The sequence below is a fragment of the Paenibacillus pabuli genome (assembly GCF_039831995.1).
In the GTDB taxonomy this organism is placed as follows: domain Bacteria; phylum Bacillota; class Bacilli; order Paenibacillales; family Paenibacillaceae; genus Paenibacillus; species Paenibacillus pabuli_C.
Genome location: NZ_JBDOIO010000005.1, coordinates 567612 through 581784, shown reverse-complemented (window position 1 = coordinate 581784; position 14173 = coordinate 567612). Strand labels below are relative to the sequence as shown.

Genomic DNA, 14173 nt, shown 5'->3' with positions numbered 1-14173 from the left:
CGCCAACCTTGAATGAATCTTAAATGATTTTACATTCCGTTAATCTTTTTTTACCTTCCTATAATAGTTCTCGTGAAATAAATGAATTAAGATTGATTCAAGGTTCTGCAGGTAGAATGATTGATATAATCAAAGAAAGTTGCGACGAACAATTCAAGGCAGAGGAATGAATAAATCATGAGAATATTAATTGCGGAAGATGAGGTTCATTTGGCAGAGGCCGTATCCCAGATATTGAAGAAAAACAATTACTCCGTGGACATGGTCCACGACGGCAGATCAGGACTCGATTATGCGCTAAGCGGTATATACGATCTGCTGCTGCTCGACATCATGATGCCGGAGATGGATGGAATCAGCGTACTGAGAAAGCTGCGCAGTGAGGGAAACCACACGCCTGTGATCCTGCTGACAGCCAAGGGTGAGCTATCGGACAAAGTAACCGGACTCGATTATGGGGCGGATGATTATATCGCGAAGCCTTTCGCAACAGAGGAACTGCTTGCCCGGATTCGGGCAGCCCTTCGAAGAAAGGGTGAGGTCGTGCCTGAGGACGGGTTGAAATTTGGCGATATCGAACTGAATACAACGCAGCTGAAGCTGGCCGTGCAGGGCAAGGAGATTAAGCTCAATCTGAAAGAGAATGAGCTGCTGGAATTGCTGATCACACGCAAACAGGCTATCACGTCCAAAGAGCAGATCATTGAGAAGCTGTGGGGCTTCGATTCTGAAGTGGAATATAACAATGTGGAGGTATACATCTCGTTTTTGCGCAAGAAGTTGACCTTTCTGAACTCCAAGGTCCGCATCAATACCATCCGGGGTGTGGGTTATGTACTTGAGGTGACAGCCTAATGTTTAAGAGACTTCGAAACCGGTTCTTGGTCGTCAATCTGGTATCGATCTCCATCATGATGCTGGTTGCTTTTGCGACAATCTATATCATCACGTACCAGAATGTGCAGCGGGAAACCAACATGGAGCTCTTCAAGGTATCGGATTTCTATCACAGTCCATATCCTTCGTCCAAGATGCCGCATGGAGACGATGCCATTACAGGTAATCCGCCATCGGATGTACAGCAGAACGGACCAGGCGGAGACCCCAATTCGCCACCAGGGCGTTCCGTATCGTTCATGGTGAAGACGGATAATGAATGGAACATTACGGATTCACAATCCAGATTTAGCATGGAGGAACCATTTTACGCAGAGGCACTGGAGAAGGTGGACAAGGCTGAACGCGCGGAGCGTAAGACCGGACAATTTGCGCTGGATGGAACGAACTGGGCGTATGTTATTGATCCGAGCAGCGATGGACATATGGTTGTGTTCATTGATGTAACTGCCCAGCAGGGCATTCTTACGAATCTGATCTATACCTTCACCATTGTAGGCCTGTTCATGTTAATCGTTATCTACTTCCTGAGCCGTTACTTTGCCAATCGTTCCATTGCACCGGTCAAGGAAGCGTTCGATAAACAGAAACAGTTCATCGCGGACGCCTCCCATGAGCTCAAGACACCTCTGGCCATCATTAATACGAACACGGACGTGCTGCTTGCCAATCGCGAGGATACGATAAATAACCAGTCCAAATGGCTGCATTATATCAAGTCGGAGACAGAGCGCATGTCCCGGTTAACGAGTGATCTGTTATATCTGACCGAGATCGATGATTCGCGTTCCACGATGATCCACTCCAAGTTTGATATGAGTGATGCGGTAGAGACCATTATTTTAACGATGGAAGCTGTTATTTTTGAGAAAAATATATCTCTAGACTACAGCATTGAGCCGGAGCTCATGGTCCATGGCAACAGTGAACAGATCAAGCAGGTTATTCTGATTCTGCTGGATAACGCTGTGAAGTATTCCAAAGCCAAAGGCGCGGTCAATGTCTCGCTGAAGAAGCATAATCACGAGGTGGTGCTTGCCGTCTCCAATACAGGGGAAGGTATCGCACCGGAGCATTTGGACCGAATCTTCGATCGCTTCTATCGTACGGATGCGTCCAGAGCACGCAAACATGGTGGACACGGTCTCGGTCTGGCGATTGCGAAGTCCATCGTGGACCAGCATAAAGGTCAGATTTATGCACGCAGTGTGGTAGGAGAGGGAGCGACGTTCTACGTTCGTCTCACTTCGTTCTGAATAAGACATGTCTGTTATGGGTTAACCTATGCTACAATGGCAACAGTATGTATGAATCAAGGAGCTGAACTGAACGTGACGGAAGCGAATTCAATTAATGAGCAGGAAATGATGCAATATATCGCGGAGAAAACCAAAGCAAGCCAGGCGAATATTGCGCTTGTGCTGAAGCATGAGCAAGCCTACATCAACAAAGCACATGAAAATGCCAAAGGCGATGTGGACATCGACGGTGATGATCTGGCCGACTACATTCTGAGCCGCAAAGATGTGAAGCTCGACGAATTGACGGTAGAAGGCATTCTGGATGCCGAAATGGACTATCTCATGGAAAAAGGCCACGCAGGATACGTGGATTAAGATCCTTGTGATCGGAACGTATAGATGGAGTGGTATATCAAAAAGGAGCCTGGGAACAGGCTCCTTTTGATTTTATATCTTTTGTTACCTTGTATTTAGATAGAAGGTATCCATTAGGATTTACGTTTTCACGTTGTAACCCAGGCTGTTATTGACCCATCATACCGCCATCGACAGTGTAGAGGGAAGCTGTCACATAAGAAGCCTCTTCGGACAAGAGGAAGTTCATCACAGCTGCCACTTCTTCCGGTTCGCCGTAACGTCCCATTGGAATGCTGGCTACGGTAGCATCTTGGTAGTTTTCCACGTCACCGGAGTTTGCTTCGATTTGGCGCATCATGCGCGTGTTAATGGTTCCTGGCAATACCGCATTTACCCGAATATTGAATGGGGCAAGTTCATTTGCTGCAGTACGCGTGAGACCAACTACGGCATGTTTGGACATAATATATGGAGATACGGCTGGAGCACCCATCAGACCTGCAAGGGAAGATGTGTTCAGAATGGCACCGGATTTTTGTTTTTTCATGACCGGAATGACGTTTTGCAGACCCAGGAATACGCCACGAACGTTGACGTTGTATACCGTATCCAGTGCTTCAACGCTGAGGTCTTCGATCAGACCCGTTGGACCTTCGATACCGGCGTTATTGGCAAAATAGTCGATTCTGCCAAAAGCATCGAGTGCTTTTTGAACATAGTTTTTCACGTCTGCTTCCTGGGATACGTTTGCTTTTACAGCAATGACGTGCTCTTTGTCGAGGTTCAGATCGGCGATGGTCTGCTGAATGGCATCTTCGTTCAGGTCTACCAGAACCAGATTGATTTTGCGTTCTGCCAGTCTGCGTGCCAATTCTTTACCAATGCCTCCGGCAGCCCCTGTAATAACCGCTGTATGTGTATAAGATGTACTCATGATATATTCGCTCCCTATTTGTTATTGGCAGGTTTTTCTCCAAAAAAAATTTTCAACCTGTCGTCTATCGTTCCTGTCTCAATGTTAAGATATACATAACGGTGTGACAATAATCATTGACAGCGCATATGTCTGGTATCGGACACAGATGTAAGCGGTGTTCATTTAGGTTACAATAATGGACAAAGGAGGCGAAAATGTTGATTATCGAACACCCCCAGGACCGGAGAGCACGAAGAACGCAGGATGCAATCATCGCTGCGACGGTTTCATTAATATTGGAAAAGGGAGCCGATTCCGTCACCATCCGTGACATTACTGAGCGTGCGGATTACAATCGCGGTACATTTTATTTGCATTTTCCTGGGAAGCCTGAACTGCTTGAATTCATTTTGGAGGATTTCATGCAGGGAGTGGGCCAAGCCTATGCCAAACCATACGCTGAATTAAAGGAAGTCGATATGACCGGATTACTGCCTTCTACCATGCCGGTATTTGAATATATCGAAGCTCATCAGGATGTCTTCCGTGCCTTGATCACGATGCATGGGGATATGGCCTTAAGGCTGTGCAATATGTTTCGAACGTACTTAACTGAGGATTTCGTGCTGGTAACCGAAGATAGCGAGTATACGATCAACTACGATATTATGCTCAGCTACCTGATATCTGCCACGGTGGGTGTCATCATGCACTGGGCAGAGATTGGATTCAAATATTCTGCGCATTATATGGGGGAGCAGTTGACGGCGTTAATAAACATCAAACCGACCCGTCTGCTGATAGAACCAGGACAGAAGGGTCGGACTATTCACGAGCGTATGCTGTTGGATTAAGAAAAAGGAAGCAGGCAGCTATCCCGTCATGGAGGTGTCTGCTGCTTGCTGGAGCTGAATCAATTGTTCGCGTACGAGAACGGCTTCGCCGACGATGATCAGTGCCGGATTGTTCACCTTTTCCGAAAGGGAGAGAGCGTGAAGCTGGCCCAGCGTGCCGGTAATGATTCGTTCCTTCGCAGTGGTTCCGCGTTCAATCAAGGCTGCTGGAGTGCAGCTGCTTTTGCCGGATTGCAGCAGTTCGCGCTGAATATGGGGTAATTGGCTGATGCCCATATAGATGACCAGAGTATCCACACTATGGGCGAGCAGATCCCAGCGAACGGAAGATACACGGCCATCACTCCCTGTGCCAGTGACACAAGCGAAGGTCGAAGCCACTCCCCGATGAGTTAACGGAATCAGGGATGAGGCGGATGTGCCCACAGCGGAAGTGATGCCAGGAATGACCTCAAAAGGGATTCCGGCTTCAGCCAGCACGAGTGCTTCTTCACCGCCGCGCCCGAAGATGAACGGGTCACCGCCTTTGAGCCGAACCACCTGTTTACCTTCCGCAGCGTGAGCAACCAGTAACCGACCAATCATCTCCTGACTCATGGAATGCAGCCCAGGAGCCTTCCCACAATAGATTCGGAGTGCTGCTTCAGGAGCTTCGGCAAGCAAGTCATCATTCACCAGTCGGTCATACAGCAGTACATCTGCCGTTTGAATGCGTCTCAGCGCTTTCACCGTAATGAGTTCCGGATCTCCAGGTCCAGCGCCTACGATACTTACCAGGCCCCGGCTCATGATCGTGTCCCCAGTTTGGACGCAGACTCTGCATTTGCCAATCCTGAACGACCGCCATGGATGGTTGCGAGTTTGGATGCCATCGGGATGGGGCTTCCCCAGCGATGTGCAGCGTACAGCCCTAACCCGGTAAATAGGGCACCACCAATGAAATTACCAAGCAGCACCGGAATCTGGTTCCACAGCCACCAGTCGGCAATACTCACGTCAGCACCCAGCATCATGCCCGCCGGGATGACAAACATGTTTACAACCGCGTGTTCGAATCCTTGGGCAAAAAATATCGTAATCGGCAGCCACATGGCCACAATTTTACCGAGTGTGGAGGTGGAAGTCATCGCCATCACTGCACCTAGTGTCACCATCCAGTTACATAAAATAGCCTTGATGATCACCAAAACAATACCTGCGCCGCCCAGATGCTGATATCCGAGCGTCTTGGCTTCGCTGGTCTGAATCAGCGTTTGAACGAGGGGACTGCTCATATCTGTTCCCATCTTCGTCAACGTGAGTTCGTATAACAGAGCGTAGAACAGGCATCCAAGTACATGACCTGCAATCACCCAGAAATAATTACGCAGCATATCCATCAGCGTGACTCTGCGCTTCACCACCGCGAGTGGAATCATGGCGAAACTGCCTGTCACCAGCTCAAGTCCGAGCAGGATAATGATCACGAACCCTGCAGGGAATATGAGTGCACCTGCCAAACCAACGGAAGTTTGAGATACAGCGGTATATGCCAGCGTAGTTGCAAAAGCGAGAATCGCTCCGGCCAGAAAACCACGGATTAACATCTGCACCCGGTTCATTCTGGCCTTATTCTCGCCTGCATCCACCATCGATTGCAGTACTTCTGCCGGTTTAACAAAATCCATAGCGCACGCCTCCCTGATTCATGATGTCAGGCATATCTCTGTTTAAAGACTAACCTGCAATGGTAATGTAGATCTCACCGCTACGATCATCGACCTCCGTTTTATAGGTGTTCAGACATCCATCGTCCGGTTCATGTACCTTGCCACTGCGAAGGTCAATTTTCCAGTCATGCAGGGGGCAATGGACAGCCGTTCCGCATACCATGCCTTCTGACAGCCTACCGCCCTTGTGAGGGCAGCGATTCTCTACGGCGTGCAGCGTTCCATCACTCAATTTGAAGACGGCAATCTCGGTATCCAAGACCGTAAACGTCCGTGCTCCCTTTTCATCAATATCCGCAAGATGTCCAATTCGCAATCGATTCATCGCTGATCCTCCTCTTCTAGTGGGCTGCCGGCTGGGTGCCAGCGAGTGGGGTGAAGTTTTTACGCAATTTTTCGTCTTCAATAATTTCCTTCCATGGATCAACGGTACGGCCCAGTGTCAGTTCAAGCCGTTCGACCAGAGCCAGGCGCTCTTCTCGGTCTTCGAGTGCCTTCTTCACATGGTCCAGACCGACACGTTCGATCCAGGCTGCCGTTCTCTCATTCCAGCGTGCGTTTTCTCTATAATATTGAAGGTAAGCATAAGTCCACTCTTCGACTTCGGCATCCGTTTTCACTGTGCACAGCAATTCCGCTGCGCGGACCTTGACCCCGCCGTTACCACCAACATGCAGCTCCCATGCACCGTCAATTGCGACAACACCGAGATCTTTAATGGTGGCTTCTGCGCAGTTTCGTGGACATCCGGAGACGGCAAGTTTGACTTTGGCTGGAGCAACCATTTTGTCGAGTTTTTTCTCCAGACGAATGCCCATCTCAATGGAATCCTGTGTTCCGAATCGGCAGAAGGTGTTGCCGACACAAGTTTTTACCGTGCGGAGTGCCTTGCCATAACCGAATCCGGAAGGCATATCGAGCTCTTCCCAGATCTTCGGCAAATTCTCTTTTTGTACACCGAGCAAGTCAAGCCGCTGTCCGCCTGTGAATTTCACCATCGGCACATCATATTTCTCGGCAACGGTCGCGATCTTGATCAGCTCGGCTGGAGAAGTAACGCCTCCGTAAATTCGTGGAATAACCGAGTACGTCCCGTCTTTTTGAATATTGGCGTGGTAGCGTTCGTTCGTGAACTTGGATACCCGCTCATCTTCGTACTCAGCCGGCCAGATCATGCCAAGGTAATAGTTGAGGGACGGACGGCATTTGGAGCAGCCTTCGGGTTCATTCCAGCCAAGTACATTCATGACTTCCTTGACAGTCTTCAGCCCCATCTCTTTGATCTGGGCAACGATCTCGTCACGGTCGTAGGAGGTGCAACCGCAGATGCCTTCCTTCACCTGTTCACCAACAGCATCCCCTGCATAATGGACGAGCAGCGATTCAACAATGGGCTTACATCCCCCGCAGGAGGCGGAAGCTTTGGTGCAGGACTTAATGGCACCAAGTGTGTTGCATCCTTTGTTCAGCACCGCGTCTCCAATGGCAGCTTTGGTGACACCATTACAGCCGCAGACAATTTCATCGTCTGGCATAGCTGCCATCCGCTCGGCTACCGACGGGCCGGACCCTGAACCGCCGGCGGATATCCCGAGCAAAATTTCCTTTTCACGTCCGCCGATATTCTCTCCGCTTTTAATGAGGGAGAAGAGGGAAGCCCCATCTGTGGTATCTCCGAACAGTACAGCACCGATAAGCTGTCCGTCCTTCAGGACCATCTTTTTGTAAACCCCGTCCACGTCATCCTGTATACGAATGCTGCGGGTATCTGCCGCATCCTTGAATTGGCCTGCAGAGAATACATCCACGCCGGATACCTTCAGCTTGGTGGACGTCACAGACCCTTCGTATCCTTCGGTTGCTGCGCCTGCCAGGCGTTTGGCCAGAACCATGCCCTGTTCATACAGCGGGGCTACAAGTCCATACGCAATGCCGCGGTGTTCTGCACATTCACCGACTGCTGAAATGCCTGGAATACTGGTGTTCATGTAATCATCCACGATAACGCCGCGGTTCACGTTCAGGCCTGCCTGACGAGCCAATTCAACCTGAGGGCGAATGCCGACAGCCATAACAACCAGATCCGTCTCGAGCACCGTCTGATCCGTGAAGCGCAGTGATTTCACGCGATGTTTGCCCGTAATTTCTTCCGTATGTTTGTTCAAAAGAAACTTCATGCCCTGCTCCTCAAGCTCCCGTTGAAGCATCAAGCCTGCAGGCAGGTCCAGATTCCGGTCCATCAGATGTCCGTTAATATGAATAACCGTGACATCCATTCCCAGATTAAGCAGTCCGCGTGCGGCTTCCAGTCCAAGCAGTCCGCCACCGATTACGGCCGCTTTGCGATACTTTTGCGAGGCTGCCATCATCGTCTCACAGTCCTTGATATCACGGAAACCGATGACACCTTCCTTGTCTGCTCCGGGTAAAGGCAGAATGAACGCCTGCGATCCTGTTGCCAGAATCAGTTCATCATATGACGCACGAACACCTGCCTGGGATACAACTTCCTTACGCTCGGCATCGATCCGAATCACGGGATCACCTGGGTACACCCGAATGCCGTTATCCTCGTACCAGCTCCATTCGTTGATTACGATATCTTCGATGCTCGTGCCGCCTGCGAGTACAGAGGAGAGCATGATGCGATTGTAGTTGGGGTGCGGTTCAGCACCAAAAACCGTAATTTCATAAGCATGCGGAGCGAGTTTCAGAATATGTTCAATTGTACGAATACCTGCCATACCATTACCGACCAGCACCAGTTTTTTCGTTGTACTCATTGTGATTAGCCCCCTTGGATCCATTCTGCAAATTGCCTTCGCCTTCGTTCCGGAAAAATAGAAAAAGCCTGTCATGCCTCGGAGGACTGCGCATATGCATACGCATTCCATTGATCCGAGTTTGCAAAACAGGCTTCATTGCCGTTTCAACCAGCTACGCCGTTGTAACTGTGATCGTTCAAATATGGAGTTGTTATGGCCTAACTATAAAAGATCCTTCCTTTCATGTCAATATAGTTAACATAAAAAAGTATTTGAAATTTGAAGTTAATTATGTTTACATGTGTGTAATGGAACCAAGAAGTGAACGATGAATGAACAGCGTGTATCGCAACGTGCGAGCTAACAGCTGCAGCGGTTATTAGGGAAGAAGAGGCATACAACCCTCGGCAATTACAAGAGACGGAGTAAGAAAAGAGCCCTTTTTATGATTATGGAAATTAGCCAAATGTGTTACCGAAAAGCATAATCGGTTTCAAACATGTATATTTTCACCTTAAGATATTGTCAGGTTATATTACATGTTAACTTGATGATACATTTAGGTGTGTAAGCTAACCATTCTGTCGATGCATTAAGGGAGGGATTGATCCATCATGCGATCTTTATTGGTCATCCGTGTAGAACCAACGATAGCGGCCTCATCCGATGCAATCCCTCTGACACCTGAGAGATTGCTGGGGGCAAACGGGTACCATGTGCAGGTGACAGACAGTGAGACGGAAGCTCTGAAGATGGCAGCAGAAGCAGAGGCATCCATCCTGCATCTGTCGCTGGCCGATGTGGAGTATTGGGTACGCTGCCTGGGAAAGGGGAGGGCGAACACCCCATTGTTATGGTGGTGCGCACCGGATACTGCCTCTTCCTCGGTGGAGTCCTGCGAGGTAGAAGCTTCATTGGATGGAATACTGACCCCATCCATGATTGGGCCTGAGATTCACTGGACGCTGCACTTTGCATCCAAGCGCTATATGGAACGCAAGCAGTGGGAGCAGGAACGGAAACAGCTGCAGTCCCGGCTTGAGGATCGAAAGTGGATTGATATGGCGAAGGCCATTTTATGTGATCTGAAGCAGATCTCCGAGTCGGAAGCTTATGATCTGTTACGCAAGAGAGCCATGGATGAACGTAAACGGATGGTGGATGTAGCCACGGCAATTGTGAAGGCGCATCAGCTGCTCCAGTCGTAATTGAAAGGAGGATGCATTATGGATATGTCTGAGATTCTCAGGGAGGTTGGACGTGGGAAACGCGGTTCGCGTGATCTGAATTATGCCGAGGCACTGGCTGTTGCCGAGCACATTCTGAGACAGGAGGTATCACCTGCTCAGACAGCCGCTTTTCTCATGGCGGAGCGGATGAAGATGGAGAATGTTGAGGAGCTGGAGGCTTTCGTCCACGCATGCCGGAACAGCGCAGACCGCCTGTCCGTATTTCAGGATGGACTTGACTGTGCGGGTCCTTATGATGGACGAACCAAATCGTTCATGGCTACCTTCCCGGTTGCCTTTGTACTGGCAGCAGCCGGACTTCCAGTGACCTTGCACGGAAGTGAACCTCTGCCGCCCAAGTGGGGGGTAACCCTGTCCATGCTGCTTAGGGAAGCGGGTATTGATACGAGGAAAATGGATCGCGAGGATGCGAGGGTGGCGGCGCAGAGAACGAATGTCATGTACGTATCCTCTGAAGAGTGGTGTGCTCCGCTTCGGCAGCTAAGACCACTTCGTGAAGAACTTGGCTTCCGTACGGTATTTAATACGGCCGAGAAGCTGATTGATTTTAACCATTCCCCTTATCTTGTCTTTGGCGTGTTTCATAATACATTTCTGGATCGGATCGCGAAGCTGCTTACCCGCTTTGGGTACCGCCGTGCTTACGTAATACAGGGAATGGAAGGTTCGGAAGACCTGTATATCGATCGGCCTACACGTGTTTATGCTGTGGAAAACGGAGATACGAAACTTGAATTGGTTGACCCTGCAGCGTATGAGCTGGATATTCCTGTACCCGAGATGGCGTGGACGGCTGCGAAGCAGCTTGAAGTGGCAGAATCGGTGCTCAGCGGAGAGGGACATACCGCTTTTGTGAACCAGGTGTTGTTGAATGGTGGCTTCCGTCTATATGCGACAGGCCGCGTCGATTCAATTGAAGAGGGCATCTATACCTGCCAGGGCCTACTGTATAGCGGAGCGGCGTACCGGAAGTATCAGCAATGGACCGTCTCCATGGGTGGGGAACTACCGGATAGCAGAGCAGTGTCCACGTATCCGGCTACCTCCAGATGATGTTGTAACTACTCCCAAGGATAGGTAACGGTAAGGAAGTCGGCAAATTTCTTGCTCTCTTCCCGCCGCTGCTTCCGCATGGCCGCCCGATCCGGAGCGGTCTCATATAGTTTCTTCTCTTCTTCCGTTTCCGGAATAATTCGGGGGACGATGAGTTTTCGATTGTTTTCATCCAACGCCACAAAGGTCAGAAATGCCGTAGCCGCAATCTTTTTCTCCCCTGTCTTCAAGTCCTCGCGAATCACCTTCACAAAGATCTCCATGGAGCTGCGTCCCGTCCAGGTAGCAAAGGATTCCAGTGTAACGGAATCGGTGGGATTAATGGGATACAGAAAATCGACGGAATCCGTTGAAGCCGTTACTGTATTCACCCGGCATAGTTTGGAAGCGGCAATGGATGCAATATCATCAATGTAGGACATCAACTTGCCGCCAAATAAAGTGTTATGGTTGTTAACATCGGTCGGAAATACGCGTGCAGTCTTAAAACAGCGCGTCTCGCGCACATATTTTTTCTCCACCTGTACGGACTCCATAGCTTTAGGTAACTCTCTCATGTTTCTTCCTCCTGACCCCGTGGCTGCTGCATCTCTGCAGCATGTGCCAGGTCTATCGTCTATTTCATGTTATTCCTAGTATAGGTGCCCGGCAAACTCATATTCAAATGAATCATAATTGCCAAAAAAACCGCCAGGCGCGGACCGGCGCGCGGGCGGTTTGGTGCTGCTGTATATTAAGCCTTGGCTTTGAAAATGCCGGACGGTTTGCCGATGGGCAGAAACGTATAGCCAAAGTGAGCGTTCAGTACAGAAGCTCCTGTGCCGTAGAGTGACACGATTCCGATACCCATTTCGGCATATGCTGCAATGGTATGGAAAATGTGAGGAGCCACGCCGAAAGCATCAAACGTCAGGCCAAGGAACAGGAAGTCAATCAGAATGAAAATGATGAGCAGTACTTTATTGGCTTCCACAGCGCCCAGCGTCATGAACAGGGTGAACACGAGGTATCCGGCAAAAGCAAATCCGAGCTGCTTACCGTCAGCCTGTTCTGCCAGGGTGGAGCCAAACACGCCCATTTTGATCAACCAGTTGGCACCCATCGCAAACCAGAAAAATGCGTATGCGCCAAAAGCGGTTGTGCCAAATGTATTATTACGTTTGGAATCTTGGATACAGGCGAACAGCTGTGCAAATGCACCCAGGAAGATCGCCCATGGGATAGCGTAGCTGAGCCCGTCTGTAATGCCGAGTTTCTGGGAGGAAGCGACCAGGGTCACGATAGCCAGCCCAAATAATCCCATTGCGCTGGGATCGGCGTTTATGATTTTAACTTGAGTCCGTGAATCGGTTTGCATGGTGTTGATGAGCCTCCAATGATATCAAATCAGGATGGTATACAAGAATACAATCCTCTATTAACTTTCGTATCCGCCGGGTCCGGACACACACATCGCCCTATTGTACCTGAATGGCCCGGTTATGGAAAGGAATTTGTTCACCGCACGGATCCGGTAACCTGAACGTTTAACCACCTCTCTTTAGCATGTTGGCTGGCCTCTTTTGGTCAGTTTGCCTGTCAAAGGGGTGTTTTTGTCGTTTATTTTCCAAAATACACAATAAAGACACATTCATACAAGAAGTAGGATAGGAGATGGAAATATGGATACTAAATATTCATGTAACCGCAGAAATGGCTTGGTAACGCCACTTTTTCGCCATCCGAGCAGCCATAGTCATTCTCGGCTTTCAAAATCTGGGGAAGGATACAAAACATCCATGCCGACTATGCCATATGTTAATCCAACTATAGATTGACAGTAAAAACTAAAATATAACACAGAAATAAGGAGGTCAGAGGCATGGTTATGAGTTTGGATTTAAAAAATCAAATTGAGAAAGCCAGACATAACCTTCATATGTTGGTAGAGCGTCACGAGGGTGGGCTTGGGCATCCGGATGTCATCAGGCAGTCCATGGCATTGGATGAATTGATTAATGAATACAATCGAATGAATCGAAGCCAGACAAGAGCTTGAGCGATTCATATAATAGGACAATAGATGAGTACATACGACGATATGGGCATGAACATAACCGGAAGGACAGCATTCTTCACGAAGCTGCTTGGATTCCTGTTAATTCATGCCCGCATGTGTTTGGGGAACGTTTCAATGTAGAAGCCGTTTGGCTTCCATATACAGTACCTGAACAAATTTTTTGGTGTTAATTCGAGTCTGGGACAAGGAAGGCTCCACATTGTTCTGCAGCTCTAGCATTTTCTTGCGAATTTCGGTGAAATCGAAGAATTTTGACGCGTAATTCTCGAATTTGGGATGTGTATAATCCGTTAATCCCAGGGATACCACATGACTTAACGTCTGGAATATCGCCCGGCGAACACGCTGTTCGGAGGCCTTGACCTCTTTGGTTATCTCTGTGGCGGAGGCATCCATTCCCAGCTTGCGTATCGCAATATTCTGGAAAATATCCTTGAGTGACGGGAACGTATAAGGCGAGATGGTGTGATCCTCAGCTTCAATCTGTTCCAGGTATTCCAGCATGTCCAGCAGATCCTTACTGCCTGCTTCACCGATCATGCCCATCTCGGACAGGAGGAAATGTCCGGCGGTGGCAATCGTTTTGTTCGGGGCAGGTGCAGAATGGCGTCCGGCAGCTTGAATTCCGGTCAATCCTTGCAATGTCCGCTGAATATCCTGAATCGACTGCTGCATTCGCAGACGTTCTTCGACCAAACGGAGAACAGACAAAATCTCCAGCCGATTAATCGGCTTCGTAATGTAGTATTCGATGCCTAGCGAATAGGCTTCACCGATCATATTTTTCGATTCAATCTGGGAGATCATCACGATCTTGCCCTCAAATCTTCCTTCCAGTGCTCGTACGGTCTGAATTCCGTCCCGATGGGGCATGAGCAGATCAATCAGAAGCACGTCCACCTTCTGTAATTCAAGCAGCTCCGCATGAATGTGAGCCCCGTCCTCTGCTTCTCCGGCAATCTCACCCAATCCCTCATCTTCAATAATATCCATCAGCATGGAACGAACGCCAGGATCATCATCCACGATAAAATATCGCATGTTTTTGGTATCCTCCTTTCTTCTCGGCGGA

Annotated in this window: 15 protein-coding genes; 7 read left to right on the top strand and 8 right to left on the bottom strand. The window is 49.2% G+C overall.

The window, feature by feature from the left end:
* Positions 1-177: 177 nt before the first annotated feature.
* The 3 genes from ABGV42_RS29345 (at position 178) to ABGV42_RS29335 (ending at position 2513) form a co-directional block, all read left to right on the top strand.
* Complete coding sequence (locus ABGV42_RS29345; protein WP_095360207.1) at positions 178-855, top strand: response regulator transcription factor; 678 nt, start codon at positions 178-180, stop codon at positions 853-855.
* On the top strand, positions 855-2153 hold the full coding sequence (locus ABGV42_RS29340; protein ID WP_347384872.1) for a sensor histidine kinase: 1299 nt from the start codon (positions 855-857) through the stop codon (positions 2151-2153). Before ABGV42_RS29345 ends, ABGV42_RS29340 begins: the two co-directional genes overlap by 1 nt.
* A gap of 108 nt (positions 2154-2261) precedes the next feature.
* Entirely contained in the window at positions 2262-2513 is a 252-nt protein-coding gene (locus ABGV42_RS29335; protein WP_347385244.1) for a hypothetical protein, read from the top strand.
* Between the two features lie 148 nt (positions 2514-2661).
* Here ABGV42_RS29335 and ABGV42_RS29330 read toward each other — a convergent pair whose 3' ends face one another.
* Positions 2662-3429: an SDR family NAD(P)-dependent oxidoreductase gene (locus ABGV42_RS29330; protein ID WP_347384871.1), complete on the bottom strand. Its 768-nt coding sequence runs from the start codon at positions 3427-3429 to the stop codon at positions 2662-2664.
* Between the two features lie 197 nt (positions 3430-3626).
* Between ABGV42_RS29330 and ABGV42_RS29325 the strand changes: the two genes are divergently transcribed.
* Entirely contained in the window at positions 3627-4265 is a 639-nt protein-coding gene (locus ABGV42_RS29325; protein WP_347384870.1) for a TetR/AcrR family transcriptional regulator, read from the top strand.
* A gap of 18 nt (positions 4266-4283) precedes the next feature.
* Here the strand turns inward: ABGV42_RS29325 and cobA are convergent, their stop codons facing one another.
* From cobA to nirB, 4 genes are read right to left on the bottom strand one after another with little or no spacing between them, the layout of a single operon-like run.
* Positions 4284-5054, bottom strand: a complete 771-nt coding sequence (gene cobA, locus ABGV42_RS29320) for a uroporphyrinogen-III C-methyltransferase (protein WP_347384869.1) — start codon at positions 5052-5054, stop codon at positions 4284-4286.
* Positions 5051-5932, bottom strand: coding sequence for a formate/nitrite transporter family protein (locus tag ABGV42_RS29315; protein WP_347384868.1), 882 nt, complete (start codon positions 5930-5932; stop codon positions 5051-5053). Before ABGV42_RS29315 ends, cobA begins: the two co-directional genes overlap by 4 nt.
* A gap of 49 nt (positions 5933-5981) precedes the next feature.
* Positions 5982-6299, bottom strand: a complete 318-nt coding sequence (nirD, locus tag ABGV42_RS29310) for a nitrite reductase small subunit NirD (RefSeq protein WP_347384867.1) — start codon at positions 6297-6299, stop codon at positions 5982-5984.
* Positions 6300-6315: 16 nt separating this feature from the next.
* Positions 6316-8757: a nitrite reductase large subunit NirB gene (nirB, locus tag ABGV42_RS29305; protein WP_347384866.1), complete on the bottom strand. Its 2442-nt coding sequence runs from the start codon at positions 8755-8757 to the stop codon at positions 6316-6318.
* Between the two features lie 596 nt (positions 8758-9353).
* Between nirB and ABGV42_RS29300 the strand changes: the two genes are divergently transcribed.
* Positions 9354-9947: an ANTAR domain-containing response regulator gene (locus tag ABGV42_RS29300; RefSeq protein WP_347384865.1), complete on the top strand. Its 594-nt coding sequence runs from the start codon at positions 9354-9356 to the stop codon at positions 9945-9947.
* An 18-nt stretch (positions 9948-9965) separates the two neighbouring features.
* The gene (locus ABGV42_RS29295) at positions 9966-11042 is read left to right on the top strand and encodes an anthranilate phosphoribosyltransferase (protein WP_347384864.1); all 1077 of its coding nucleotides are present in this window, start codon (positions 9966-9968) and stop codon (positions 11040-11042) included.
* Positions 11043-11050: 8 nt separating this feature from the next.
* Here the strand turns inward: ABGV42_RS29295 and ABGV42_RS29290 are convergent, their stop codons facing one another.
* Both ABGV42_RS29290 and ABGV42_RS29285 read right to left on the bottom strand, forming a co-directional pair.
* On the bottom strand, positions 11051-11563 hold the full coding sequence (locus ABGV42_RS29290) for an acyl-CoA thioesterase (protein ID WP_175397085.1): 513 nt from the start codon (positions 11561-11563) through the stop codon (positions 11051-11053).
* Between the two features lie 212 nt (positions 11564-11775).
* Complete coding sequence (locus ABGV42_RS29285) at positions 11776-12399, bottom strand: acetate uptake transporter (RefSeq protein WP_175396904.1); 624 nt, start codon at positions 12397-12399, stop codon at positions 11776-11778.
* 504 nt (positions 12400-12903) lie between these two features.
* Between ABGV42_RS29285 and ABGV42_RS29280 the strand changes: the two genes are divergently transcribed.
* A complete protein-coding gene (locus ABGV42_RS29280; protein ID WP_347384863.1) occupies positions 12904-13080 on the top strand; it encodes an aspartyl-phosphate phosphatase Spo0E family protein in 177 nt (58 codons plus the stop codon).
* A 132-nt stretch (positions 13081-13212) separates the two neighbouring features.
* Here the strand turns inward: ABGV42_RS29280 and ABGV42_RS29275 are convergent, their stop codons facing one another.
* Positions 13213-14142 (bottom strand): response regulator, encoded by a 930-nt coding sequence (locus ABGV42_RS29275; protein WP_347384862.1) that lies wholly within the window; start codon positions 14140-14142, stop codon positions 13213-13215.
* Between the last annotated feature and the right edge of the window lie 31 nt (positions 14143-14173).